Below are 25,182 nucleotides of genomic sequence, written 5' to 3'. Positions count from 1 at the left end.
AGACGACGCTGGCGCCCCAAGCTTGCCCCGGGGCCTCCGCCGCAGGAGCTGCGCTAGCGAATGAAAGCCGCCCGGCTCAGCCGCTCAGCGCGCCCGCGGCCTCCATCGCCATGGGGGCGAAGCGGCGGCGGAAGTCGGGCTCGGTCCATTCGGACAGCGAGCCGGCGATGTGGATCGCCCCCACCGGGCGCCCCTCGCGGTCGCGGATCGCGGCGGCCACGGCGATCTCGCCCAGCAGCGCCTGCTCGACCGCCAGGCAGTAGCCGTCGCGCCGCGCCTCCTCGATCGTCTCGCGCACCGCGGCGCGGTCGACCTCGGTCCTGGGCGTCAAGCGCACCATCACCGAGCGCTCGAGGATGTCCTCGACCTCCTCGTCCGACAGCAGCGCCAGGCAGGCCCGCCCGCCGGAGGTCGCGAAGCTCGGCTGCCGGCGGCCCGACAGGGTGGCGTAGAAGGTCTCGCGCTTCGACTGCAGGCGCGTGGCGTAGACGATCGAGAGATTGTCGTTCACCGCGTCGAACAGCGACAGGTCGATCCGCTCCTCCGCCGCCTTGCGCAGGTCGGTCAGGATCGGCGTCGCCCGCTCGATCAGCTCGTTCGATCGCAGGTAGTCGAAGCTGCGGTCCAGGAACAGCCGCCCCAGCTTCAGCCGCCCGGTGTCCGTCTGCTCCAGGTAGCCCCGCGACAGCAGCGTCTGCCCGATGCGCTGCGCGGCGGACTTGTTGATGCCCGCGGCCTCCGCGATCTCGCCCAGCGACATCGGACGGGGCGAGGCGGCGTAGGCCTCGATCACGTCCAGCGCACGGCTGACCGACTGAAGGAACAGGCGGTCGTCGATGGTGGGAAAGCGGTGCGGCTGGCTCATACGCGTCCTCGACTGCGGGCTGGGGGGCTGGGGGCCCGGTATCGCCGAGCCCTTAACATGCGTTCATCCCCCGCGGAACCGCGAGGACGAGGAGGCGGCGCGGCGAGAAGGGGGAAGCGGAAGCCGTCCGTCCGTTCGTGCCGGCGAGCCCGGACCGGAAGGCCCGCGGCGTCCCGGCCATATCGAATTTCGATGCGGCCGAATTGCGTTCATGCTCGTAATGTCTGGACCGCATGTCAAGCGGCCTGCGTCCGAAAACGATACGGCCCGTGTCGCGATTCCGCGCCCCGGGCGCCCGGCCCGCGTTCTGACCGGCCGGCCGAGAAAAACCTTGCCCTCCCGCGCCGCGCCTGCCTTCCATGTCCCGAAACAGGAAGGTCGCCTTATCCACGCCCGGAGCGGAGCGGCCCCAGGACCAGGAGACGCCCATGACCGACGCCCCGCGCGAGGAGATCCTCGAGCCCGACCTGCCCATCATCGACCCCCACCACCACCTGTGGGTCGGCCGCGCCTCGCACGAGCAGCCGCCCGTGCACGGGTTCAACAAGGTGCTGGAGATGGTCCCCGACTACATGTTCGACGAGATGCTCGCCGACATGAACTCGGGCCACGACGTGCGGGCGACGGTGTTCGTGGACTGCCGCGCCTTCTACCGGGCGGACGCGCCGGAGGGCTTCGACACGCTGGGCGAGACCGAGTTCGCCAACGGCATCGGCGCGCTGGCGGCCAGCGGCCAGTTCGGGCCGAAGCGGATGTGCGCGGGTATCGTCAGCCGGGTCGACCTGATGCTGGGCGACCTCGCCGGCGCCGTGCTCGAGGCGCACATGCACCGCGCCCCCGACCGCTTCCGCGGCATCCGCAACGTGGGCGCCAACGACGAGGACCGCGCCGTCTCGGGCCCCATGCACGGGCGCGCGCCGGCGGGGCTCTACCTCGATTCCACCTTCCGCAAGGGCTTCGCCCACCTCCAGCGCCTCGGCCTGAGCTTCGACGCCTGGGTGTTCGAGCCGCAGCTGGGCGACGTGGTGGACCTCGCGCGGGCCTTCCCCGACACCTCGATCATCCTCGACCATGTCGGCACGCCGGTGAACATCGGCCGCTGGGCCGGCACCCTGGACGAGCGGCGCCCCCACTGGCTCGCCTCGATCAAGGCGCTGGCGGAGTGTCCCAACGTGACCGTGAAGCTCGGCGGCCTGGCGATGTCCTTCTGCAACCTCGAGGGGTTCCTGTCCGAGCCCCCGGCCTCCTCCGAGGTGCTGGCCAAGGCCTGGGCGCCCTGGATCGAGCCGGTGATCGAGGCCTTCGGGGCGGATCGCTGCATGATGGAGAGCAACTTCCCCGTCGACCGCGGCGCCTGCACCTACGCGACCCTGTGGAACGCCCTCAAGCGGGTGGCCGCCGGCGCCTCGGACGACGAGAAGGCCGCGCTGTTCCACGGCACCGCCTCGCGCGTCTACCGGGTGGCGCTGCCCTCGGCCTGACGCTGCCGGCCTGTCGCCACGACCGGGGCGCGCGGACCTTGATCGGGACGCGCCGCGGGATTGACCCGCGGCGCGATCCCCGCTCCCTTGCGCGCCAAAGGTTCCAGACGGAGGAAAGATCATGCGCGTCGTCGAAGCCACCGGAGACGGCCTCGCCGCCGTCGGCCTCGCGGACCGGCCCGAGCCCCCCGCCCCCGGCCCCGGCGAGGTGAAGCTGCAGATGCTGGCGATGTCGGTGAACCCCGCCGACCTGCTGCTGCTGGAAGGCCGCTACGGCGTGAAGCCCGAGCCCCCGTTCATCCCCGGCGCCGAGGGCGTGGCCCGCGTGATGGAGATCGGGGAAGGGGTCGACGACCTCGCCGTCGGCGACCTCGCCATCCCGCTGCCCGGCCCCGCCTGGGTCGAGCGGATGACCCTGCCGCGCGCGGCGGTGGTGAAGATCCCCGAGGGGGCCGACCTCGACCAGGCCGCGATGCTCAAGGCGAACCCCGCCACGGCGCTGGCGATGCTCAAGGACATCGTGGCGCTCGAGCCCGGCGACTGGGTGGCGCAGAACGCCGCCAACTCGGCCGTGGGCGTGAACGTGATCCGGCTGGCCAAGGCGCTGGGCCTGAAGACCATCAACATCGTGCGCCGACCGGGGCCGGAGGAGCGGCTCTACGCGCTCGGCGCCGACGCGGTGCTGGTCCACGACGGCGAAGGCCCGCCCCCCGCGGCGCCCGCGCAGGCCAAGCTCGCCTTCGACGCGGTCGGCGGCTGGGGGACCGAGGCGCTGGGCAAGCTGATGGCGCCGGGGGGCGTGATCGCCAACTACGGCCTGCTGTCGGGCGAGCCCTGCCGCATGGACCCCGCCCACCTGGTCTTCCGGGACGTGACGCTGAAGGGTTTCTGGCTGACCAAGTGGTTCCGCGACCAGCCCAAGGGGCGCGTCGCCGAGACCTACGCCTACCTGGTCGAACGCCTGAAGAGCGGCGACATCGGCGCCCCGGTCGCGGCCCGCTACCCGCTGGAGCGCGCGGCCGAGGCCGTCGCCCACGCGGCCCGCGACGCGCGCGACGGCAAGATCCTGCTGATCACCGACGCGCACCCGGACGCCTGACGGCGTTCGGGGGACGGAGGCGCCCTGCAGGCGGGCTTGGGCCCGTGGCGCGGGGCGCGCCCCGGTCTGGAAGGGGGGAGCCTCCGGCGGGCTCCTGACTCACCCAAGAACAGGCGCTCCCCGCGGCGCGTGGGGCGGGCGGGCGCCTGGGGGCGGGCGCGGCGCTCAGTCGGGGGCGGGGGCGATCTCCAGGGCGCGGGCGCCGAGGTCGCGGAAGGCGCGCTGGCGGCAGCTGAGCACGAGGATCTGCATGTCGCGCGCCTGGCGGTGCAGGGCGCGGAACATCCGCTCGATCCGGTCGTCGTCCGTGTGAACCAGCGCGTCGTCCAGGATCACCGGCGCGGGCTGGCCGCCCGCGGCCAGCATCCGCGCGAAGGCGAGCCGCACCAGGATCGCGATCTGCTCCTGCGTGCCGCCCGAGAGGGTCTCGTAAGGCTCGTCCGCGCCGCGGCGGATCAGGGCGGCGGGCGCCACCTCCGCCTCGTCGAAGCGCAGCTCCGCATCCTCCCACAGCAGCGCCAGCAGGGGGCGCAGCTCTGCCATCACCGGGGCGAACCAGCGGTCGTGCGCGGCCGAGCGCGCGGCGTCCAGCGCCTCCAGCAGCCGGGTCAGCGCCTGCGCCTCGAAGGCCAGCCGGTCGCGGGCGGCGCGCGCGCGGGCGAGACGGGCGCGCGCGTCGGCCAGCTCCTCCTCCACCGCGTCGGAGGCGAAATGCTCGATCCGCGTGCTCAGCTCCACCTCGGTCTTCTCCAGCCGCTCGCGCGCCTGGGCGGCGTTGGCGACCACGCCGCGGGCGCGGGCGAGCTCGGCCTCCGCTGCGGCCAGGTCGGGGGCGCTCTCCTCCAGCCGCGCGCGGGCGGCCTCGGCCCCGGCGAGCGCCGTCTCCTCCTCGGCGATGCGGGCGGCGAGGGCCCCGGCGTCCCGCTCCTCCAGCGCCTCCAGCGTCGAGCGGGCGCGGGCGAGGCGCCCGGCGGCGGCGTCCGCGGCGGCGGCGGCGCGGGTCTCGGCCTGCTCGGCGGCGCGGTCGTCGGCGTCCACGGCCTGCAGCGCGCCGGCGGCCTGCTCCTGCGCGGCGCGGGCGGCTTCGGCGGCGGCCTGCGCTTCGGGCAGGGGCGGGGCGCCGGCGTCGCCATCCGCATCCGCGGCGGGCTCGGGGAGGGCTGCGAGCGCCTCGCGCAGGGCGGGCAGGCCGCCGGGGGCGAGGGCCGCGAGCTTCGCGTCGGCGACGCGGCGGCGCGTCTCGGCGGCCTCGCGCCGCTCATGCGCCGCGCGAGCCGCGTCGAGCGTGTCGAGCGAGAGCGCGGCCAGCGCCTCGGCCAGCGCCCGCTCCGCCGCCTCCACCGCGCCGGCGTCGTCGGCGCCGCGGCCGGGGTCGATGGTCAGCCGGCCGAGGCCGCGCAGCTCCAGCACCGCGCCCTGCGGGATCGCCACCCGCTCCCCGTCCGGCAGGGGCGCGCCGTCGAGGGTCGCGCCCCCCTCGGCGCCGGGCGCGTGGCGCAGGACGATCGAGGCCGCGCCCCGGTCGCGGGCGGCCCGGCGGTCGCGCAGGTCGCGGGCGAGATCCTCCAGCCGGCGCAGGGCCCGGGCGTCGGGGCCGAGGCGCGCCTCGGCCTCCGCCGCCTCGCGCTCCCCGCGCAGGGCCTCGGCGCGGGCGAGGGTCTCGGCCAGCTCGGCGCGGCGGCGGCGCTGGTCCTCGGCGCGGGCGGCGTCGTGGGCGCGGGCGAGGCGGCGGTCGGCCTCGGCGCGGGCCGTTGCGGCGGCGGCGGCGGCCTCGCGCGCGGCGCGCAGGGCGCGGGCGGCGGCCTCCCGCTCCTCCCGCGCCTTCGCCAGCGCGGTCGCGGCGGCGGCGGCGGCGGTCCCGGCCTCCTGCGTCTCGGCCTCCGCGGCGCGCAGTCCGGCGAGCTTGCCGCGCGCGCTCTCCAGCGTCAGGCGCGCCAGCGTCTCGGCGGCGAGCGCGGCGCGCAGGCGTTCGGCATGGCGCTCGGCGGCGGCATGGGCGGTCTCGGCGTCGCGCAGCGCGGCCTCGCGGGCGGCGGCGGCGGCGGGCTCGACGATCTCGGCGAGCTCCCGGCGCAGGGCGCGGCGACGGTCGAGATCCTCGTGCAGGCGCCCGACCTCCGCCTCCAGCCGCGCGACCTCCGCCTCCAGCGCCTCCGCCTCGTCCTGCGCGGCCTTCCAGGGGCCGCCGGTGCGCGGGCGCCCGGTGGCGGTGGCCAGCGCGTCGAGCTCGGCCTGCGCCCGCGCCCGGGCGCGATCCATGCGCCGGCCGCCGGTCATCGCCTCGACCTCGCCGGTGACCGAGGACAGCAGGTCCCGCCGCAGGCCCGCATCGTCGCCCAAGCCGCGCTCCCCCTGGCGCACCCACAGAAGGCCCGCGGGGCCGCGGCCGTCCGCGCCGCCGCCGACCAGCCGGGCGATCGCCGCCTCCGCCTCGTCGGCCTTGGACAGCAGCTGCGCCGCGCCGCCGCCGGCGGGCAGGGCGCGCAGCTCGGCCATGGGGCGCGACAGCCAGCGCTTGGCGATCTCGAACCGGCCCTCGGCCGTCTCGACCTCCACCACCACCTCCGGGGCGCCGCCGACGCGGGCGCGCAGGCCCCGCGCCTCCTTCGCCTGGGAGCGGTGGGGCAGGAAGAACGCGGCGTGCAGCGCGTCGAACAGCGTGGACTTGCCGCTTTCGTTGGGCGCGGAGAGCAGGTTCAGACCGTCGCCGATGCCCTCCACCGTCACCGGGCGGTCGAAGCGGCGCACGTCGGTCAGGCGGATGGCGCGGATCCTCATGCCTCCTCCTCCCGCAGCAGGCCGAAGAGGCGGGCGAGCGCGGCGCGCGCCACCTCGCGCTCGGCGGCCGACAGGGCCTCGTCCCGGGTCTGGGCGTCCAGCGCCTCGGCCGCGGCGCGCAGGGCCCCGGCGCGGTCGATCTCGTCCAGGTCGCCGGGCGCGGCCTCCAGCGACAGGGCGGCGTCGTCGAGCTCGAAGAACCCGAACTCGGGCGCGTGGCGCTCGGCCGCCGCCTGCAGGGCCGCGCGTTCGGCGAGGCCGGCGCGGCCCGTGGCGCGGATCCGCAGCAGGGTCTCGCGCCGCTCTCCCGGCGGGGGCAGGCGGCGCTCCAGCTCCTCGGCGGCGTCGACGCCGGGCAGCAGGGCCAGCTCCTCCTCCGCCCAGGCGAAGACGCCGACGGGCACGGGCGCGACCTCGGGCAGGGCGCCGCGGGCGGGGATCGTCACCGCCAAGCACTCGCCCCGCCCGGCATGGCGGAAGCCGCCGCGCTCCGGCGCGCCGGGATACCAGGTGCGCGGACCGACGCGCACCCGCCCGTGCCAGTCGCCGAGCGCGAGGTAATCCAGGCCCGCCCGCTCCGCCCGGTCCGGGGCGATCACGTCGCGGGGGTCGTCCTCGCCGAAGTTCGCCACGCCCCCGTGGGCGAGCCCGATGCGGATCCCGCCCGGATCCGGGGCGGCGTCGAACCACTCGGTCAGGTCGCGGCCGGGGTGGCGGCGGGTGGCGGGGGCGGTCAGCAGGGCGACGCCGGGGGCGAGCTCCACCGTCTCGGCCGCCATCGCCACGTGCACGTTCGCGGGCAGGCGGACGCGCACCCGGTCCCACAGCGCCTCGGCCGCCAGGCTGTCGTGGTTGCCGGGCAGCAGGCGCCACTCGAGGTCCGCCTCCGCCCCCATCGCCGCCAGCGCCTGGCGCCAGACGGGGTCGGAGGGGGTCTCGGAATCGAACACGTCGCCCGCCACCAGCACGTGCCGCGCCCCGTGCGCCCGCGCCGCCGCCGCCAGCCGCGCCAGGCTCGCGTGGCGCGCCTCGGCCAGGCGGCCGCGGATCTCCTCCGGCCAGGTGGAGAAGCGGCGCCCGAGGTGCAGGTCCGAGGCGTGGAGGAAGCGGAAGGCGGTCATCGGCTCATGCGGTTGGGGATCGAGGGGGCACTCTGCCCATTTGGGGTGGCGAAACTTGTCGTGCATCGCGGGCGAGGGGCGATTCCCCCTCGCGCGGACGCGCCGCGCCTGCCATCAACCATGACCGGAACCGTCATGGAAGAGTCAGGGGCCCTCCGATGTCCTTCGCCAAGGCCCGCCAGCTCCTGCAGCTGGCCGAGATGTCGGCCGCCCGCCACGGCGGCGTCACCCTGCAGGAGATCGCCGAGACCTTCGACGTCGACCACCGCACCGCCCAGCGCATGGTCCGCGCGCTGGAGGACTGCTTCGGCGAGGTCGAGGTGCGCGCCCTGCCCGACCGCCGCCGCGCCTGGAAGCTGCGCGACCTCGGGCCCGCGCGCTACCAGGGCCTGGACGACGAGGGGCTGGCCGCGCTCGACATCTCGATCCGCGCGGCCGAGCGCGGGGACACCGCCGCCGACGCCGCCGCGCTGCGTCGCCTGCGCGACCGGCTGATCGCCAACGCCCCGGCGCGGGAGGCGCGGCGCGCCGAAAGCGACGCCGAGGCGCTGCTCGAGGCGCGCGGCTTCGTCGCCCGCCCCGGTCCGCGCACCCGCATCGACCCGGCGGTGGCCGCGACCGTCACCCATGCGCTGAAGGGCCCGTTCCGGCTGCGCATCCTCTACGTCACCCCCGGCGGCGCCCCGCCGGTTCCGCGGATCGTGGAGCCCCACGGCCTGCTGGTCGGGCCGCGCCGCTATCTCGTCGCCCGCCAGCCCGACCGGGGGCCGGAGCTGCGCCACTTCCGCCTCGACCGCATCCACGAGGCCGAGGCGCTGGCGGAGAGCTTCGCCCGCGACCCCGATTTCGACATCGACGCCCATGCCGCCCGCGCCTTCGGCCTGTTCCAGTCGGCGCGCGAATACGGCGAGGTCGTCTGGCGCTTCGCCCCCCGCGCCGCCGCCCACGCGCGCGAATTCGTCTTCCACCCCGACCAGCAGGTCGAGGAGCAGCCCGACGGCGGCCTCGTGGTCCGCTTCTCCGCCGCCGGCTGGACCGAGATGGCCTGGCACCTCTACCAGTGGGGCGACTCGGTCGAGGTCCTCGCCCCCGAGCCCCTGCGCCGCATGGTCGAGGACCACCGCCGCAGCGATTTCGAGGTGCTGCCCTGACGCGCCCGGCGCCGGACGGCCGGCGCCCTACCCCTCCCGCCCCTTCAGCAGCGCCAGCACCCGCGGCGGCGTCAGCGGCAGGGCGTTCGCCGCGACCCCGGCGGCGTTCGACACCGCGCAGGCGACGGCGGCGGGGACGTTGAGGATCGGGACCTCGCCCGCCCCCTTGATCCCCAGCGGCCCCAGCGAGGGCGCGCCCTCGTGCAGGATCGCCTCCACCGCCGGCACGTCCAGCGCGCCGGGGATGCGGTAGCTCTCGAACCCCGTCTGGCGGATCGCCCCGCAGGGATCGAGCGTCACCTCCTCGTGCAGCGCATAGCCCAGGCCCTGGGCGACGCCGCCCTGGATCTGGCCGCGCACCGCCCGCGGGTTCAGCGCCAGGCCCACGTCCTGCACCACCCGGTAGGCCAGCACCTCGACATGGCCGGTCTCGGGATCCACCGCGACCTCGGCCTCGTGGACGGCGTGGACGGGGATGTCGATCGCCTCGAGGAAATGGCCCGCCGCGCAGCCGGGCAGGGCGGGCTCCCCCGGGGCGGTGTAGGCGCCGTGCCCCGCCACCGGCCCGTGCGAGGCCTGGCGGCGCGCCACCAGCTCGGGGATCGGCACGCCCGCGCCGGGGGAGGCCGCGATCTCGGCCCGCCCGTCGCGCAGGACCAGCCCCTCGGCCGGGGTCTGCAGGATCTCGGCCGCCGCCTCCAGCAGCTGCGCGCGCACCGCCGCGCAGGCCTCGATCCCCGCCGCCCCCAGCGAGACGGTGGTCCGCCCGCCGCCCACGCCCATGTCGAGCCCGCTCGCGTCCGTGTCGGCCTGGCGCACCACCACCCGGTCAGGCGCGATGCCGAGCTGCGCCGCCACGATCTGCGGCAGCCCCTGCGCCATCGAGCCCGAGCCGATCTCCACCCCCGCCGTCACCAGCGTGGCCGAGCCGTCGTCATGCATGTGCACGGTGGCCGAGGAGGGGCCGACGAAGACGAACCAGGTCCCCACCGTCGAGGCCCGGCCGTAGAGCCGCCCGTCCGGCAAGAGCCCCGCCCGCGCCTCCAGCCGGCGGGCGGGGGCCGAGGCCGCCTCCATCCGCTCCAGCATCGGGCCCAGCACGTCGCCGCGGAACACCTGCCCAGTGGCCCCCAGGTCCCCGTCCCCCAGCACGTTCGCCCGCCGGAATTCGAGCGGGTCGAGCCCGAGCCGGGCGCAGATCTCGTCGGTGTGCCGTTCCAGCGCGAAGGTGCAGTAGACGCCGTTGCAGGCCCGGAAGGCGCCGTTGGGGGGCGTGTTGGTGTAGACCGCCCGGCTGACCAGCCGCACCGCCCCCAGCCGGTAGTTCCCCCCCAGCGTATGCGCGGTCATCGAGGTCAGGAACACCTGCTCCCCGCCGTAGGCGCCGCAGTCCATCAGCACCTCCGCCTCCCGCGCGGCGATGGCGCCGGCGGGGTCGATGGCGCTGCGCACCCGGATGCGGGCGTTCTCGCGGCACAGGCAGGTGGCGGCCTCCTCGGCGCGGTCCAGCTCCAGCGCCACCGGCCGGCCGGCCTTGCGGGCGAGCACCGCGGCGATGGGCTCGATCGTGCAGTCGAACTTCAGCCCGAAGCCCCCGCCCACCGGCGGGACCGTCACCCGCACCCGGCTCGGCGCGATCCCCATCACCGCCGCCGTCACCCGGCGCACGGTCCAGGGCGCCTGGGTCGAGCACTCGATATGCACGCGCCCGTCCTCCCACCGCGCGATGGCGGCGCGCGGCTCGAAGGGCACGTGGGACTGGCGGCCGACCTCGAAGACGCTCTCGACCACGCGCACGTCCGCGCGGGCGAAGGCGGCGTCGACCTCGCCCCGCTCCACCCGCGCCTCCCAGGCTATGTTGCCGCGACGGTTCCCGCCCTCGGCCAGCGAGGCGTAGGCGCGCCAGTCGGGGTGGACCAGCCGGGCGCCCGGCGCCAGCGCCTCGTCCAGCGTCAGGGCGGCGGGGTCGGGGGCGATCTCGACGACGATGGCGGCCAGCGCGGCGCGCGCCTGCTCGGGCGTGTCGGCGGCGACGGCGGCCAGCGCCTCGCCGGGGTGGCGGACGTGGTCGCGGGCGAACAGCGGATGATCCGCCACCCCGATCCCGTGCAGCCCCGGCGCGTCGGCCGCGCCCGCGACCGCGCGCACCCCGGGCAGGGCGAGCGCGGGCGCGAGGTCCAGCCGCACGATCCGCCCCGCCGGCCCCTCGGCCCGCAGCACGGCCGCATGCAGCATCCCCGCCCCGATCCGGTCGACGGTGTAGCGCGCGGCGCCGGTCAGCTTGTCCCGCGCATCCCGGCGCGGCAGGTCCATGACGGGGGAGGGCAGGTCGGCGCTCATCGGGCGGCCTCCGGCGCAGGCGCGGCTTCGGTCTCGGGCCGCAGGGCGCGCAGGGCGGCGTCGAGGATCCGCTCGTAGCCGGTGCAGCGGCACAGGTTGCCGGTCAGCGCCCGGCGAAGGCCCTCGCGGTCGATCCCGGGCTCGGCCTCCAGCACCGGGGCCAGCGCCATCACCATGCCGGGAAAGCACATGCCGCACTGGACCGCGTCCTCCTCCAGCAGCGCGCGTTGCAGCGCGGTGGGCAGGGCCGGGTGCGTCCCCTCCACCGGCGCGACCGAGGGGGGCGCGTTGCGGCCCAGCCCCTCGATGGTGGTTATCTCGGCGCCCTCGACGAGCCCCGCGGGCGTGAGGCAGGCGAGCCGCGGCTCCCCTTCCACATGCACCGTGCAGGCGCCGCAGAACCCCTCCCGGCAGACGGCCTTGGCGCCGGTCAGGCCCAGGTCGCGGCGCAGCAGGTCGATCAGCGGGGTCATCGGGTCGCGGTCGAGCTCCCGCGTCTCGCCGTTCACGCGCAGGCGGATCATGGGCGGATCTCCTGGATCAGGGCGCCGAGCGCGCGGCGGACGAGGGCGGGCAGCACCTCGACCCGGTACCAGCCGGGCGCCTCCACCCCGTCGCGGGGGGCGAAGCCGCCCAGCAGCCCGGCGGCGGCGGTTGCGCCTGCGGCGGGGTCCGGAGCGGCGCCTTCGAGCGCGGCCTCCAGCTCCGGCCAGCGGCGGGGCGCGGCCTCGACCGAGCCGACGGCGACGACGGGCCGGGCGAGCCGGCCGTCGACGAGGTCCGCGGTCAGGGAGAGGATCGCCACGGGGTAATCCCCCGCCCGCTTCAGGGGCAGGCGGACATGCGCGCCCAGCCGCCCCGGCCGGCGCGGGATGCGCACGCCCGCCACCAGCGCCCCGGGCAGCGCCTCGGCCCGCGTCTCCAGGAACCGGGCGAGGGGCAGGCGGCCGGGGCCCGACAGCCGCTCCAGGTCCACGTCCGCCTCCAGCGCCAGCAGGGCGCAGGCGAGGTCGGCGGCGGGGAAGTCCACGGCGCAGAGGTTCCCGCCCAGCGTCGCCGCCCGCCGCACGCCGGGGTTCGCCGAGGCGCCCGCCGCGACCGCCAGCGGCGCGAGGTCCGGCAGCCCGTCCAGCGCCTGCGCCAGCCGCGCATGGGAGACGGCCGCGCCGATCTCGGCGCCCTGGGGCGAGAGGTCAAGACGCTGCAATTCCTCGATCGCGTGCAGCGCGGCGAAGTCGCCCGACAGGGCCTCGCCCCGCAGGGGCGCGCGCATCAGCCAGGTGCCCCCGGCCAGAAGCCGCGCGCCGGCGGCCTGCGCCTCCAGCGCCGCGGGGATCGTGGCGGGGATCAGCAATGAGCGGGGCGCGGCGGCGGCGGGAGCGGGGGGCATCCGGCGTCCTTCGATCCGGGAACGGGGGGTCGGGCGCCCCGGAACCGGTCCGGGGCGCCCGCGGCGGCGCCGCCCCGGCACGGGCGGCGGCCTCCGGTCGGAGGGGGCGGCGCGGCGACGGGACCGCCGCGCCGCCCGCATCGCCTCAGGCGGCGGCCTCGGCCCAGTGGGCCACGGTGCGCTTCTCGAAGCTCTCGCGGAACTGGGCGGTGGACTTGGGCAGCAGCTCGCCCGTGTTCCAGTCGAGGATCACCGCGTAGCGGCGCAGGGCGTCCATCGCGTCGATCTCGCCCGCCTGGTAGAGGGCGGCGACCTCCGCCGGGTCCTTGCGGGCCCAGCCCACGCGCTGCGAGCGGATCTCGGCGCGCAGCGTCTCGGTCGCCGCGGCGTCGATCTCGTACTCGCACAGGTCCGCGTCGATCTCCCGGATCACCACGCCGTAGTCCAGCGCCGCCCGGCGGATCGAGACGTAGTCGTCCACCACGTCCAGCAGCACCTTCTCGGGGTCCCGCTCCAGCGGATCGCCGAAGCCGCCGCCGCCGGCGGTGGGCCGGGCGAAGACGTCGCCCGTCGCGACCTCGTAGTTCGAGAAGACCGAGCCCAGCCACACGTCCTCGCCGGTCGCCTTGGGCGTCAGGGTCAGGCCGTGGGGCATCGAGGGCAGGCCCCCTTCCACGCCCCACACCACCGCCCGCTCGCGGTCGCAGATGTAGGACATGACCGAGGCCTCGTTCTCCAGCAGGACCGACGTCTTCTGCACCCCCGTGCCGCCGCGCCATTTCCCCGGCCCGGCCGAGTCCTGGAGGATGTCGAAGCGCAGGGTGCGGGTGGGGTTCACCCGCTCGTTCCCCTCGTTGGGCTGGGACATCAGGCCGGTGCCGAAACAGGCGGTGGTGACGTCCGAGCCGTCCTTGCCGTTGCGCCCGCCCCAGCCGCCGGGAAGCCACTCGTAGAACATGAAGATCGGCTTCTCGGGCTTGCGCAGGTCGCGCCCGCCGCACAGCAGGTATTCCAGGTTGAAGGCGCAGGCGATGGCGCGCTCGGGCATGATTTGGGACCACATCTCGAAGATCGCGTTCATGATCTTCTCGAACGGCATCAGGAAGCCGGTGACGGCCGTGGGCCACTCGGCGGCGACGATCGAGCCCGGAGGCGCCTTCACCGAAATCGCCCGGTAGAAGCCGGAGTTCAGCGGCAGGTCGGGGAAGAAGGTCTTGGTCCCCGCCACCACCGCCGAGAAGGTCGCGCCGGGGGCGGAGTTGTACATCGACGCGATGGTGGGATGAGAGCCCTCGAAGTCGAAGAGGATCTCGTCCCCCTTGATGGTCATCTTGATCCGGATCGGGATCATCCCCTCCCCCTGGGAGGGGTCGCGGTCGATGTAGTCCACCGTCTCCCAGGTCCCGTCGGGCAGGGCAGCGATGCGCTGGCGCATCGCCCGCTCGACGTAGTCCTGCACCTCGGCCATGCCCTGGGTGACCTGGTCGCGGCCGTACTTGCGCACCAGGCGCAGCACGTCGCGCTCGGCCACCTGGGTCGCCTGCGCCTGGGAGTGGATGTCGCCGATGATCGAACCCGGGTCGCGGGTGTTGTTGGCGATCAGGTCCGCCACGTCCCGGCAGAAGCGGCCGCCGTGGAAGAGCCTCACGGGGGTGATGCGCACCGCCTCGCCGAACATCTGGCGCGACATCACGTCGAAGGAGCCGGGCACGGTCCCGCCCAGGTCCGACCAGTGGCCGTTGGACTGGGAGAAGCCGATCAGCGCGTCGTCGTCGAAGATCGGCCGCACGAGGCGGACGTCCGAGAAGTGCGTGCCCCCCGCATAGGGGTCGTTGATGGCGTAGACGTCGCCGGGCAGCATCTCGCCCTCGAAGTACCGCAGCACGTCCTTGCAGGTGTAGTGCAGGGTTCCGACGTGGACCGCGATGTCCTGGTTGCCCTGCGCGACGCTGTTTCCTTCCGCGTCATGGAGCCCGTTGGAAAAATCGCGGTTGTAGATGACGAACGAATAACACGTCCGCAGCATCCGCTCGGCCATCTGGTCGACCGAGGTGATGAAGCTGTTCTTGAGGACCTCGAACGTGACCGGGTCGAGGCTCTGTTTGCTGAGATCGTCCATGGGTCAGCCCTTCATGCGGATCAGGATGTTGGCGTAGCGGTCGACCTCGGCGGTCGTGCCCGGCGGGACCACGATGGTGGAGTCGAACTGCTCGACCACCGCGGGGCCCTGGAAGGTCGCCCCCGCGCCCAGGTCGTCGCGCCAGTAGAGCGCGGCGTCGCATTTCTCGCCGTCGAACCAGGCGGGGCGGGTCCCCGTCGGCTCGGGCGTGTGGGGTTTGGGCTCGGAGGACGGCAGGTCCGCCTTGGGCACCACGCCCGTCGCCTTCACCGCCACGCGGAAGATCGCCACCGGGGCGTCGTCGCGGCGGAAGTTGTACTCGCGCTCATGCTCGGCGTGGAACGCGTCGATCAGATCGCCCAGGCTGGTGACCTTCGCCGGCACGTTGACCGAGAGCGAGCGCCACTGGCCCGCGTACATCATCTCCACCGTGCGCTGGATCAGCATGTCCTTGGGCTCGACGCCCTCGTGCGCCAGGCGCGCGGCGGCCTCGGTCTCGATGGCGGCGAAGGCGGCCTCGAGGTCCTCGGGCTTGGTCGAGCCGGCGTCGGCCATGAAGTTGTCCGAGTAGTCGTGCTGCACGTCCACCAGCAGGCAGCCCAGCGCCGAGGTGACGCCCGGGTTCGGCGGCACGATCACGGTGGGGATCGAAAGCTCCTTGGCCACCGCCGCCCCGTGAAGCGCCCCGGCGCCCCCGAAGGCCACCAGCGCGAAGTCGCGCGGATCGTAGCCGCGGGCGATCGAGAGCAGGCGCACGGCGTTGGCCATGTTGGCGTTGGCGACCTGCACGACGGCCTCGGCGGCCTCGTGCAGCTCCATCCCGAAGGGTTCGGCCACCGTCTCGCGCACCGCCGTTTCGGCCTTGGCCGCGTCCAGCGTGATCTTGCCGCCGGCAAGGGACGTGCCCAGCCGCCCCAGCACCACGTTGGCGTCGGTGTTGGTGGCGACCTCGCCGCCCTGGCCGTAGCAGGCCGGGCCCGGCACGGCGCCCGCGGACTGCGGACCGTTGCGAAGCGAGCCGCCCTCGTCCTTCCAGGCCATCGAGCCGCCGCCGGCGCCGATGGTCAGCACCTCGATGGACGGGAAGCGGATCGGGTAGCCGTATTCGACGTACCAGTCCTTGGTGATCCGCGGCTCCCCCTCGTAGACCAGCGAGACGTCGGTGGACGTGCCGCCCATGTCGAAGCCGATGGAGTTCTGGTAGCCGCACAGCCCCGCGATGTAGCGCGACGCGATGGCCCCCGCCGCGATGCCGGATCCGGCCAGGCGCGCCGAGAAATCCTTCACCGAGCTCGGCGTCATCACGCCCCCGCCGGTGTGCAGCAGCAGCAGGTCGCGGTCGTAGCCGCCGGCCGACAGCTTCTCGCCCAGCCGCTCGACGTAGGAGACGACCACCGGCGCCACCACGGCGTTGGCCATCGTGGTCGAGAAGCGCTCATGCTCGAAGATCTCCGGCATCACCTGGGAGGAGATCGAGACGGCGACGTCCGGCATCTCGGCCTTCAGGATCTCGGCCATCTTCTGCTCGTTGGCGCCGTTGACGTAGGAGTTCATGAAGCACACGGCGATCGAGGAGACGCCGCGCTTCTTGAGCACCTGCGCCACCCGCCGCGCGTCCTCCTCGTTCAGCGGCGTCAGCACCTCGCCCTCGGCCGACACGCACTCGCGCACCGTCAGGCGGTCGCGGCGCGCGATGTAGGGTTTCGCCACGTCCTTGTAGGTGTCCCAGAGGTCCTCCTTGTTGGCGCGGCGGATCTCGACCACGTCGCGGAAGCCCTCGGTGCACACCATCGCCGCGCGGGGCAGGCGACGGGTGATCAGCGCGTTGGTCGCGACCGTGGTCCCGTGGGAGAACATCGAGACCTCGGCCAGGTCGACCCCGGCCTGGCCGATCCCGTTCATGATCGCCTGCATCGGATCGTCGGGGGTCGAGGCCGTCTTCTCGATGCGGATCGCGCCGGAGGTCTCGTCCATGATGCAGATGTCGGTGAAGGTCCCGCCGACGTCGACGGCGACTCGGGTGGTTTTCATCGTCCCTCCAAGGGTTTGTCGGGGCCCCTGCGCCTGTCTGAAGGGCGCGCGGGACCGGCCGCCGGCACGCGGGCCGGCGGGGCGTTTCGCTCCGGGTCTGGAAGCAGGTCAGGCGGCGGGCCCGGAACGCGGGCCCGTCCGGGGATCAGGTCATTGCGGCGCGACGAGCGCGCTCGCCCGCTCCGCCGCCGCGGCGCGGCGGGTGTCGGTGGGCGTGCAGCCGAAGCGCGACTTGTAGAGGCGCGAGAACCGCGACTGGTCGGAGAAGCCCCAGCGGTAGGCGATCTCGGCGACCGAGGCCGCCCGGCCGCCGGCGCGCAGCTCCTCCGCGCAGCGGTTCAGGCGCTTGTCGCGGATGAAGCCGTTGATCGACTGCTCCCGCTCGGCGAACAGCCGCTGGAGATAGCGCAGCGAGATCCCGCAGGCCTCCGCCACCTGGGCGGGGCCCAGCTCGGGGTCCTTGAGGTTGTCGCGGATGTACTGCTCGGCCCGGTGCAGATGCGCGGCGCGGATCGAGGAGACGTTGGAATCCAGCACCCGGTCGTCGGAGCGGATGGCCAGGCACAGCAGCTCCAGCAGGTGCATCCCCGCGGCCGCCCGCGCGGTGGGGCTCAGGTGGTCCACATGCGCGCCGGTGGTGCGCACCATGTCCACGAAATAGGAGGCCACGCCCGAGGTCGCGTCGAAGTTCAGCGCCGCGATCCGGTCCGTCGGCCCGATGCGCGAGCGCACGGACGAGGCCTTCACCTTCAGCACCCACAGCGAATTCGTCTTGCCGTGCCAGAACTCGTAGGGCGCGTCGCCCCGCTCCACCAGGAAGCCGCCGGGGCGGCAGTGGGTCGAGCGCGATCCCTGGGAGAAGCCGACCTCGGCGATCTCGGGGATGGTGATCAGCAGGCTCGAGTCCGACTCGTGCAGGAAGTGCCGGCGGTGACGGCGATACAGCAGCCCGTCGCAGGCGTTGCGCGAGATGGCGACGTCGCCCAGCGACCAGGCTTCGAGCGTGCCCTGGAACGCGGCGCTGTTGCGGATTTCGACGTCGAGGGGGAAGTAGGTTTCGGAGACGGCGCGACGCCACGCGTCGCCGCCTTTCCCCGATCCGTCGTGCTGCACCTTGTATTTCATGTGCGTTCCCTGTCGGAAGCGGCGGGCGGATCCGCCTGTTCCCTTGCTCTCTGGTCCTTGGAGTCGACTCGAATCAGCGTCGGATTAGTCCGGACCAAGTGTGGGCGCTTCGCTCTCTTTGGGGAAGCTTCATCGCCCGACGACTCCTACGATACGCGGGATTCGTCCCCGCTCTTGGTCGAAAGCGCCCAAAAAGATGACGCTGGCCGGCCCCGCGCCCAGCCGCTGGGCGCCGGGGCCGGAGGGCGGTCAGGCGGCGCGCAGGCGCGCGGTCTCGGGCGCGTCCACCACCCAGACGTCCGGCGCCTCGCCCGCGACGAGGGCCACGCGGTAGACCTCGCGCGCCGTCTCGGGATCCAGCCAGCCGCGGTTGACGGTGGCCGCCACCCGGGCCGGGTCGCGGGCCAGCGGGTCGCCGTAGCCGCCGCCGCCGCAGGCGGTGAACTCGATCTTCTGGCCGGCGGCGATCACCTCCTCGGAGAAGGCGGGCAGCACCTCCTTCTCGTCTCCGCTCACGCGGATCGAGGTGCTGGCCCCGCCGGCGCCGCCGCCCAGCACGCCCTGGGGGGGCGTGTGGGTGCCGTCGGCCGCGTAGATGATCGTCATGTCGTGGTCGAGCGGGTAGAACACGCCGCCCATCGCCGGCGCCCCCTCGAACTCTCCCCAGCCCTGGGAGCCGGGGATCACCCCGCGGCGTTCGACGACGATGGGATACATGCTCTCGTCCATCTCCACGCTGTCGAGCTGGATCAGGCCTGCGTTGGCCGAGCCGCAGAAGGTCAGCCAGCCGTCGTGGCCGTGCACGGCGCCGCCGCCCCCGTAGCCCACGAAGATCTGGTTCACGTAGCCCTTGCCGTTCTTCCACGGGTCCGCGCCCGAGATCACCCCGACCCCCGCCGGCAGGTGCCCCGCGCTCTCGGCCCGCCCGTAGGGCGCGCCCATGCCTGAGAACACCGCGTCGCCCGCCACCATCAGCCGGTCGTTGACGTTGGTGGTCGCGACCGAGGTCCCCACCGGGTATTTCGGCTTGCCGATGGCCGAGCCCTCGCGCATCCGCACCCGGACGCGGGACTTGGCCCCCTCGTTATGCGGCACGCTTTCGGGGAGGTTGTTGAACACCCCGATGCGGCAGGAGCCGGTGCAGGTGTTCTCCGACAGGTTCAGGCCGCCGGGGACGCAGTCGACGTTGTTGGTCACGTCGACCAGGATCTCGCCGGCTATGGGGTCGACCTCGATGGCGACGCGCACGGGGATGCCCTCGTCGGCGACGCCGGGGACGGGGTCGTGGCGGGTCTCGTATTCGTAGCGCCCGGCCGGCAGCTTGGAGATCGCGGCCTTGGCCGAGCGCGCGCCGTAGTCGAACCAGTCCTGGATGAAGCCGAGGACCGTCTCGGTCCCGTAGCGCTCGCACAGGTCCATGATCCGCCGCTCGCCGGTGCGGCAGGCGCCGATCTGGGCGCGGACGTCGCCCATCCACAGGTCCGGCACCCGGTTGCGCATCGCCCCGATGCGCAGGATGTCGGCTTTTTCCTTGTAGTTCCGGGCCATGCGGACCGCGGGGAAGTGCATGCCCTCCTCGAAGATCGTCTTGGCGAAGGGCAGGTAGGTCGAGGGCGCCGGCGCCCCGGTGTCGGCGTGGTGGCTCAGCGCCACCACCCAGAACAGCGGCTTGCCGCCCACGAAGACCGGCATCGCCATGATCAGGTCGGCGTGGTGGGTGCCGCCGGTGTAGGGGCAGTTGTTGATGTAGATGTCGCCCTGCGCGATGTCGTCGAAGAGCTCGGTCAGCGGCCGGGTCGCGAGGTCCATGGACATCACGTGGATCGGAAGGGCGTCCTCGACCGTGACCAGCTCATGCTCGTAGGTCAGGATCGCGCAGGAGAAGTCGCGGGCGTTCTTGATCACGGCCGAGCGGGAGGCGCGCATGACCACCAGGGTCATCTCGCGCACGATCGCCTCGAACCGGCTTTTCAGCACCGACATCATGAAGGCGTCGATGCGCCGGGTCTCGGCGTCGGCGTCGCCGCAGGTCGAGCGGGTCTCGATGAAAGCGTCCATGGGGTCCTCCGGGGTCAGGCGATGGCGACGACGAGGTTGCCGTGGGCGTCCACGCGGCCGTCGTGGCCGGACTTGAGGTAGGCGGTGAAGGTGGCGGCCTCGACCAGGGCCGGGCCGGAGATTTCCGCGCCGGATCCGAGGGTTGCGAGGTCGTAGACCGGCAGCGAACGGGGTCCGCCGGCGGCGTGGTCGTAGACGGGGCGGCGCCCCTTGGGGGCGGGGGCGCCGTCCTGCGCGGGCAGCGTCGCCTCCTTCCACTGGTCGCGGCCCCGGCGCAGGCCGATGGCGCGCAGCTTCCAGGCGGTGAACTCGACCACGTCGTTGTCGGAGCGGATCGAGTAGATGCGCTCGTGCATCCTGTGGAAGGCTTCGACGAGGGTGGGGAGGTCCTCCGCCGTCAGGGTCCCGTCGGGCGCCTCGAACGGGGTCTCGATTTCAAAACTCTGGAACTCGTAGCGGCCCATGAAGACGAACTCGTAGACGCGGTCTTCCTGAGGGATTCCAGCGGCTTCGAGGAAGCCTGCGCCCTGCGCCATCAGCTTCGCGAGGGTGGCGTTGACGGCGTCCACGTCGAAGGCGGCGTCGGAGGTCAGGCAGACGGCCGCATCCTCACGCCGGATGTCGGAGATCAGCCCGCCGAAGGCCGAGAGGCCGGCCATGAAGCGGGGGACGACGTAGCGTTTCAGCTCCAGGATGTCGGCCATCTCGGCCATGTGGATCGCGGTGGCGCCGCCGCCGCAGACGAAGACGGAGTCGCGGGGGTTGATGCCCTCGCGCACCGTGATCTCCTCGATGGCGGCGACCATGTTGTGGTTCGAGGTGGTGTAGATCGCGTAGGCGGCCTCGGGGATCGTCACGCCCAGCCGGTCGGCCACCTTGGCGACGGCCTGCTCCGCCAGGTCCTTGCGAAGCTTCATCTTTCCGCCGAGGAAATAGTCCGGATCGACGATCCCCAGAACCACGTTGGCGTCGGTCACGGTGGGCTCGGTCCCGCCCGCGTCGTAGCAGGCGGGCCCCGGCCGGGCGCCGGCGGAGTGGGGGCCGACGCGCAGGAGCCCGCCCTCGTCCACCCAGGCGATGGAGCCGCCGCCGGCCCCGACCGAGCGGACGTCCACCTTGGGAATCCCGAGGCTGTCGTCGTGGATCATGCCGTCGGGTGTGACGATGATCTTGTGGTCCCGCAGGGCCGAGACGTCGAATGTGGTGCCGCCCATGTCGCCGACGATGATGTCGGCCTCCTCCCGCAGGGCCAGCGCGGCCATGGGGGCGAGGGTGGGGCCGGACATGACCGAGTAGATCGGCTTCGCCATCATCTCGGGCACCGGCATCATGCCGCCGACGCAGTTGGCCAGCAGCAGGTCGCCCTCGAAGCCCTGCTCCAGCAGCGCGGCGTTCAGCTTCTCGATGTAGGCGCGCACGATGGGGGAGATCGAGGCGTCGATGGCGGCGGCGATGGTGCGCTTGTATTCGCGCGGCATCGGGTTGATTTCGTGGGACAAAGTGATGGGGATGCCGGGGAGTTCCGCTTCCAGAACCGCCTTCACGGCCAGTTCGTGGGCGGGGTTCACCACCGACCACAGCAGGCCCACGGCGACGGCCTCGACGCCCATCGCGGCGAAGGCCTTCGCGGCCTCGCGGGCGTCGTCCAGCGACACCGGGGCCAGCTCGCGGCCGCGGGCGTCGATGCGGCCGGCGACGGAGCGGGTCAGGCGGCGGGGGACGTAGGGCTCGGGGTAGTCGAGGCGGTACTGGAAGGCGCCCTTCCGGGGACCCTCGCGCAGGACCAGGATGTCCTCGTGGCCCCGGGTCAGGAGGAGGCCGACCTTCACCGTCTTGCGCTCGACCAGGGCGTTGGTGGAGACGGTCGAACCGTGGACGATCAAATCAACCCGGTTGATGAAATCGGGGAAGGATTCGCCGTATCCCTCAGCCGCGACCTTCAAGACGTTAAGAAATCCCTTCTCGAACTCGCCGGGCGTGGTGGGGGACTTGAAGATCGAGATCTCGCCGCCGCCGTCGGAGATCAGGCAGTCGGTGAAGGTGCCGCCGATGTCGATGCAGGCCTGGTAGGTCATGGGGGGTCCGGTCGCAGGGAGGAAGGACGGGGAGGGCCGGCGCTCCGGCCCCGCGCGGGGGCGTCTGCGGACATGAGGGGACCGTCCTGCCGCGCGCAGGCGGAAGGGGACGCGCCGGAAGGGGGCGCGCGGTCGGGTCAGGTCCGGGCTGGGCGGCGGGCCGGGGAGGGCGGCCCGTCCGGGGGCATCTCGTCCGCGGCGGCCGTCGCCGCCCGCGGGAGGTCATGGGCGCCGGGCGCGACCCGGCGGAGGGGGCGAGGGGCCGGGCGCGGCCCCCCGCGGGTCTGGTCCGGCACGCAGGACGCGCCGGGATCGTTCCGGGCGCGCGGGGCGCGCCGGTCGGGCGCCCGCGCGGGGCGCCCGGAGGGACTTACTTGCCGATGGTCTTGCGCACGTCCTCGAGCGCCTTGCCGAAGCGGGCGACGATGTCGACGGCCTGCTCCTCGGTGGTGATCAGCGGCGGGCAGAAGCAGACGTTGTCGCCCGAGGCGCGCAGGATCACGCCGTGGTCGTGACCGGCCTTGAACACCGCCATGCCGACCTTGCCGTAGGGGTCGAACTTCGCCTTGGTGGCCTTGTCGTCCACCAGCTCGACGGCGGCGATCAGGCCGACGCCGCGGACCTCGCCGACCATCGGGTGATCGGCGAATTTCGCCAGCTCCCCGCGCATCACCTCGCCGACCTTCGCGGCGTTGGAGACGAGGTCCCGCTCCTGGATGATCTTGATGTTCTCGATGCCCACGGCGGTGGCGACGGGGTGGCCCGAGGTGGTGAAGCCGTGGCCGAAGGTGCCCAGCTGCTCCGTCCCGTCGGCGATGCCCTGGTAGATCTTGTCCGAGAACACGATCGCGGCCAGCGGCTGGTAGGACGAGGTGATCTGCTTCGACAGCACCAGCACGTCGGGCTGGATGCCGTAGGTCTCGCAGGCGAACATCTTGCCGGTGCGCCCGAAGCCGTTGATGACCTCGTCCGCCACCACGAGGACGTCGTACTTGCGGCAGACGGCCTGGACCTTCTGCCAGTAGCCCTTGGGCGGGACCAGCACGCCGCCGGCGCCGATCACCGGCTCGCCGATGAAGGCGGCGACGGTCTCGGGGCCTTCCTCGAGGATCTTGGCCTCCAGCTCCTCGGCGAGGCGGGTGGAGAACTCCTCCTCCGTCTCGCCCTCTTCGGCGAAGCGGTAGTGGTGGGGCGTGGTCACGTGCTTCATCTGCGGCAGGGGCAGGTCGAAGCCGCGGTGGTTCGCCGGCAGGCCGGTCAGCGAGCCCGAGGCGATGGTGATGCCGTGGTAGCCGTTGAGGCGGGAGATGAACTTCTTCTTCTCCGGCCGCCCGATGGCGTTGTTGTAGAACCAGACCATCTTCACGACGGTGTCGTTCGCCTCGGAGCCGGAGTTGGTGAAGTGCACCCGGTCGAGCCCGTCGGGGGTCATCTTCACCAGCATCTCGGCGAGCTCGACCGAGGGCTCATGCGCCTTGTGGGTGAAGGTGTGCGAGTAGGGCAGGATCTTGAGCTGCTTGTAGGCCGCCTCGACCAGCCGCTCCTCGGAGAAGCCCAGGCCCACGGACCACAGGCCGGACATCGCCTCGATGTACTTGTTCCCCGAGTCGTCCCACAGGTGGATGCCCTCGCCCTTGGCGATGACGATGGGTCCGTCGCGCTCATGCGCGCGGGCGTTGGTGTAGGGGTGCAGCAGGTAGGCGAGGTCCCGCGCGGCGGTGGAGTTCGGCAGCATATCCATCGGTATCGTCCATTCAGCTTGGGATCCGCGCGGGCCGCGCCCGCGCGGAGATCGGGCCGGGAGGGTGGACCCGGACCCGGGGCACCCTAGTCATGCAGGCTCGGCGGCGACAGGGGCGAGGCCGATGCCGTAGGTCGCCTTCGCCTCCTCCTCGGTGATCCAGCCGTCGAGGATGTCGTCGATCACCGCCTGGCGGTCGCGCTCGCCCGGATCGCCCCAGCCGCCGCCGCCGGGGGACGAGATGCGGATGCGGTCGCCCTTCGCGATCGGCACGTTGGCGAACTTGGAGGGCGAGGGCTTGCCGTAGAGCTCGGTGACCGTCTTCCACTCGCCCGCCGAGGCGGGGGTGACCATCAAGAGCTCCGCCCGGCCGCCGTCCTTGCCGCCGTGGATGCCCCAGGGGGACTTCTTCTGGCGGTCGGACATGTAGGAATAGGTCATGTCCGCCTGCGCGGTCAGGGTCTTGGAGATCGAATGCCCGCCGCGGTGCTTGCCCGCGCCGCCCGATCCCTCGACCAGCTTGAACTCCTCGACATGGAAGGGGAAGCGGTACTCGAACACCTCCACGGGGATGTGGGGGCAGTTGCCGTTGATGCCGCCCACGGCGTCGTTGCCGTCGGCGAAGGCGCGCCCGCCCCAGCCCACGGGCGTGAGGTCATAGCAGCAGAAGAACTCGCCGGTGTCGGGGTCGGTTCCGCCGAACAGGAAGTTGGAGTGCGAGGCGCCGTCGGTGGCGGCCGACCGCTCCTTCAGGGCGGGGGCGAGGGCGCCCATCACGGTGTTCGCGATGCGGCAGTGAGTCTCGGTGTTGCCGCCCACGCAGGGGCCCGGATAGTCCACGTTGACCACGGTGGAGGGCGGCGCGATCACCTTGATCGGGCGGAAGCAGCCCGAGTTCTTGGGAATCGAGGCGTCGGTGAGCTGGAGGACGGCGTTGTAGGCCGCGCCCCAGGCGACGCCGAGCGTGGCGTTGATCGGGCCCTTCGCCTGCAGGTCCGAGCCGTAGTAGTCCACGATCAGCCCGTCGCCCTTCACGTGGACGGTGACGTTGATCTTGTAGGGCTTGTCCTCGATCCCGTCGTCTTCCATCCAGTCGTGGAAGGTGTAGGTCCCGTCCGGGATCTCGGCGATCTCGGCGCGCATCCGGCGCTCGGAATAGTCCATCAGGGCCGCGACATGCTCGCGGAAGCCCTCGACGCCGTGCTTCTTCGCGAGGTCGGCCATGCGGCGTTCGCCGAGGTCGACGGCGGCGATCATGGCGCGGTAGTCGCCGTAGTTGAACCGAGGGGTGCGGACGTTGGCGAGCATCAGGCGCCAGACGTCCTCGTTGTCCTTGCCGGCGCGCTTGATCTTCACCGGCGGCACGCGCAGGCCCTCGTGGAAGATCTCGGTCGCCTCGCCGGGGAAGCCGGCGGGGGCCATGCCGCCGACCTCGGCCACGTGGCCGATGGCCACCGAGAAGCCGATCAGGGCGCCGTCGACGAAGACCGGCTTGAAGAACGTGTGCTCGGGCGTGTGCAGGCCGCCGCGGTAGGGGTCGTTGTGGACGATGACGTCGCCGGGCTCGAGATCCTCGATGTCGATCTCCTGCACGCAGGAGCGCAGCAGCAGCGGCATGCCGCCGATCATCGAGGGGCAGAAGTCGCCGGTGGCGACCAGCTCGCCGGTGGGCAGGGCCAGGCCGCAGGTGAAGTCGAGGCTCTCGGAGAAGATGGTGGAGTAGGAGGTGCGCATCAGCGTCACCCCCATGTCGCGGCAGATCGAGACCAGGATGCCGCCCACGATGTTGAGGGAAACCATGTCCATGG

16 protein-coding genes are annotated in these 25,182 nt (G+C 73.2%); 3 read left to right on the top strand and 13 right to left on the bottom strand.

What is annotated here, in order from left to right; translation table 11 throughout:
- Positions 1 to 76: 76 nt before the first annotated feature.
- Entirely contained in the window at positions 77 to 865 is a 789-nt protein-coding gene (locus P2H44_RS00330) for an IclR family transcriptional regulator (protein WP_275761418.1), read from the bottom strand.
- A 428-nt stretch (positions 866 to 1,293) separates the two neighbouring features.
- Here P2H44_RS00330 and P2H44_RS00325 point away from each other — a divergent pair, with 428 nt between their 5' ends.
- Entirely contained in the window at positions 1,294 to 2,346 is a 1,053-nt protein-coding gene (locus P2H44_RS00325; protein WP_275761417.1) for an amidohydrolase family protein, read from the top strand.
- A 121-nt stretch (positions 2,347 to 2,467) separates the two neighbouring features.
- A complete protein-coding gene (locus P2H44_RS00320) occupies positions 2,468 to 3,445 on the top strand; it encodes a zinc-dependent alcohol dehydrogenase family protein (protein WP_275761416.1) in 978 nt (325 codons plus the stop codon).
- 165 nt (positions 3,446 to 3,610) lie between these two features.
- Here P2H44_RS00320 and P2H44_RS00315 read toward each other — a convergent pair whose 3' ends face one another.
- Together P2H44_RS00315 and P2H44_RS00310 are read right to left on the bottom strand one after the other, a co-directional pair.
- The gene (locus P2H44_RS00315) at positions 3,611 to 6,223 is read right to left on the bottom strand and encodes an AAA family ATPase (RefSeq protein WP_275761415.1); all 2,613 of its coding nucleotides are present in this window, start codon (positions 6,221 to 6,223) and stop codon (positions 3,611 to 3,613) included.
- The gene (locus P2H44_RS00310) at positions 6,220 to 7,344 is read right to left on the bottom strand and encodes a metallophosphoesterase family protein (protein ID WP_275761414.1); all 1,125 of its coding nucleotides are present in this window, start codon (positions 7,342 to 7,344) and stop codon (positions 6,220 to 6,222) included. Before P2H44_RS00310 ends, P2H44_RS00315 begins: the two co-directional genes overlap by 4 nt.
- A 158-nt stretch (positions 7,345 to 7,502) precedes the next feature.
- Here P2H44_RS00310 and P2H44_RS00305 point away from each other — a divergent pair, with 158 nt between their 5' ends.
- On the top strand, positions 7,503 to 8,495 hold the full coding sequence (locus P2H44_RS00305; RefSeq protein ID WP_275761413.1) for a helix-turn-helix transcriptional regulator: 993 nt from the start codon (positions 7,503 to 7,505) through the stop codon (positions 8,493 to 8,495).
- Between the two features lie 27 nt (positions 8,496 to 8,522).
- Here P2H44_RS00305 and P2H44_RS00300 read toward each other — a convergent pair whose 3' ends face one another.
- The 10 genes from P2H44_RS00300 to P2H44_RS00255 form a co-directional block, all read right to left on the bottom strand.
- Complete coding sequence (locus P2H44_RS00300; protein WP_275761412.1) at positions 8,523 to 10,835, bottom strand: xanthine dehydrogenase family protein molybdopterin-binding subunit; 2,313 nt, start codon at positions 10,833 to 10,835, stop codon at positions 8,523 to 8,525.
- A complete protein-coding gene (locus tag P2H44_RS00295) occupies positions 10,832 to 11,359 on the bottom strand; it encodes a (2Fe-2S)-binding protein (protein WP_275761411.1) in 528 nt (175 codons plus the stop codon). Before P2H44_RS00295 ends, P2H44_RS00300 begins: the two co-directional genes overlap by 4 nt.
- Entirely contained in the window at positions 11,356 to 12,225 is an 870-nt protein-coding gene (locus tag P2H44_RS00290; RefSeq protein WP_275761410.1) for an FAD binding domain-containing protein, read from the bottom strand. Before P2H44_RS00290 ends, P2H44_RS00295 begins: the two co-directional genes overlap by 4 nt.
- 145 nt (positions 12,226 to 12,370) lie before the next feature.
- On the bottom strand, positions 12,371 to 14,344 hold the full coding sequence (locus P2H44_RS00285) for a hydantoinase B/oxoprolinase family protein (RefSeq protein ID WP_275761409.1): 1,974 nt from the start codon (positions 14,342 to 14,344) through the stop codon (positions 12,371 to 12,373).
- A gap of 3 nt (positions 14,345 to 14,347) precedes the next feature.
- Positions 14,348 to 16,375 carry a hydantoinase/oxoprolinase family protein gene (locus P2H44_RS00280; RefSeq protein WP_275761408.1) on the bottom strand — a complete coding sequence of 676 codons (2,028 nt, stop codon included), beginning with the start codon at positions 16,373 to 16,375 and terminating at the stop codon, positions 14,348 to 14,350.
- Positions 16,376 to 16,525: 150 nt separating this feature from the next.
- On the bottom strand, positions 16,526 to 17,500 hold the full coding sequence (locus P2H44_RS00275) for a helix-turn-helix domain-containing protein (protein ID WP_275761407.1): 975 nt from the start codon (positions 17,498 to 17,500) through the stop codon (positions 16,526 to 16,528).
- A gap of 249 nt (positions 17,501 to 17,749) precedes the next feature.
- The gene (locus P2H44_RS00270) at positions 17,750 to 19,558 is read right to left on the bottom strand and encodes a hydantoinase B/oxoprolinase family protein (RefSeq protein WP_275761406.1); all 1,809 of its coding nucleotides are present in this window, start codon (positions 19,556 to 19,558) and stop codon (positions 17,750 to 17,752) included.
- Positions 19,559 to 19,572: 14 nt separating this feature from the next.
- A complete protein-coding gene (locus P2H44_RS00265) occupies positions 19,573 to 21,633 on the bottom strand; it encodes a hydantoinase/oxoprolinase family protein (protein WP_275761405.1) in 2,061 nt (686 codons plus the stop codon).
- A gap of 370 nt (positions 21,634 to 22,003) precedes the next feature.
- Complete coding sequence (locus P2H44_RS00260) at positions 22,004 to 23,374, bottom strand: aspartate aminotransferase family protein (RefSeq protein WP_275761404.1); 1,371 nt, start codon at positions 23,372 to 23,374, stop codon at positions 22,004 to 22,006.
- Between the two features lie 90 nt (positions 23,375 to 23,464).
- The gene (locus tag P2H44_RS00255) at positions 23,465 to 25,180 is read right to left on the bottom strand and encodes a hydantoinase B/oxoprolinase family protein (protein ID WP_275761403.1); all 1,716 of its coding nucleotides are present in this window, start codon (positions 25,178 to 25,180) and stop codon (positions 23,465 to 23,467) included.
- Between the last annotated feature and the right edge of the window lie 2 nt (positions 25,181 to 25,182).

Source organism: Albimonas marina (assembly GCF_029223255.1).
Classification (GTDB): domain Bacteria; phylum Pseudomonadota; class Alphaproteobacteria; order Rhodobacterales; family Rhodobacteraceae; genus Albimonas.
The sequence above is the reverse complement of the archived record's forward strand: the minus strand, read 5'-3'. Positions and strand labels throughout refer to the sequence as shown.

What these genes read in the sequence shown, in the direction of transcription:
- P2H44_RS00295 (WP_275761411.1), bottom strand. Translation starts at nt 11,359, where the DNA reads ATGATCCGCCTGCGCGTGAACGGCGAGACGCGGGAGCTCGACCGCGAC.
- P2H44_RS00265 (WP_275761405.1), bottom strand. Translation starts at nt 21,633, where the DNA reads ATGACCTACCAGGCCTGCATCGACATCGGCGGCACCTTCACCGACTGC.
- P2H44_RS00330 (WP_275761418.1), bottom strand. Translation starts at nt 865, where the DNA reads ATGAGCCAGCCGCACCGCTTTCCCACCATCGACGACCGCCTGTTCCTT.
- P2H44_RS00290 (WP_275761410.1), bottom strand. Translation starts at nt 12,225, where the DNA reads ATGCCCCCCGCTCCCGCCGCCGCCGCGCCCCGCTCATTGCTGATCCCC.
- P2H44_RS00310 (WP_275761414.1), bottom strand. Translation starts at nt 7,344, where the DNA reads ATGACCGCCTTCCGCTTCCTCCACGCCTCGGACCTGCACCTCGGGCGC.
- P2H44_RS00305 (WP_275761413.1), top strand. Translation starts at nt 7,503, where the DNA reads ATGTCCTTCGCCAAGGCCCGCCAGCTCCTGCAGCTGGCCGAGATGTCG.
- P2H44_RS00285 (WP_275761409.1), bottom strand. Translation starts at nt 14,344, where the DNA reads ATGGACGATCTCAGCAAACAGAGCCTCGACCCGGTCACGTTCGAGGTC.
- P2H44_RS00320 (WP_275761416.1), top strand. Translation starts at nt 2,468, where the DNA reads ATGCGCGTCGTCGAAGCCACCGGAGACGGCCTCGCCGCCGTCGGCCTC.
- P2H44_RS00260 (WP_275761404.1), bottom strand. Translation starts at nt 23,374, where the DNA reads ATGGATATGCTGCCGAACTCCACCGCCGCGCGGGACCTCGCCTACCTG.
- P2H44_RS00255 (WP_275761403.1), bottom strand. Translation starts at nt 25,180, where the DNA reads ATGGACATGGTTTCCCTCAACATCGTGGGCGGCATCCTGGTCTCGATC.
- P2H44_RS00315 (WP_275761415.1), bottom strand. Translation starts at nt 6,223, where the DNA reads ATGAGGATCCGCGCCATCCGCCTGACCGACGTGCGCCGCTTCGACCGC.
- P2H44_RS00325 (WP_275761417.1), top strand. Translation starts at nt 1,294, where the DNA reads ATGACCGACGCCCCGCGCGAGGAGATCCTCGAGCCCGACCTGCCCATC.
- P2H44_RS00270 (WP_275761406.1), bottom strand. Translation starts at nt 19,558, where the DNA reads ATGGACGCTTTCATCGAGACCCGCTCGACCTGCGGCGACGCCGACGCC.
- P2H44_RS00300 (WP_275761412.1), bottom strand. Translation starts at nt 10,835, where the DNA reads ATGAGCGCCGACCTGCCCTCCCCCGTCATGGACCTGCCGCGCCGGGAT.
- P2H44_RS00280 (WP_275761408.1), bottom strand. Translation starts at nt 16,375, where the DNA reads ATGAAAACCACCCGAGTCGCCGTCGACGTCGGCGGGACCTTCACCGAC.
- P2H44_RS00275 (WP_275761407.1), bottom strand. Translation starts at nt 17,500, where the DNA reads ATGAAATACAAGGTGCAGCACGACGGATCGGGGAAAGGCGGCGACGCG.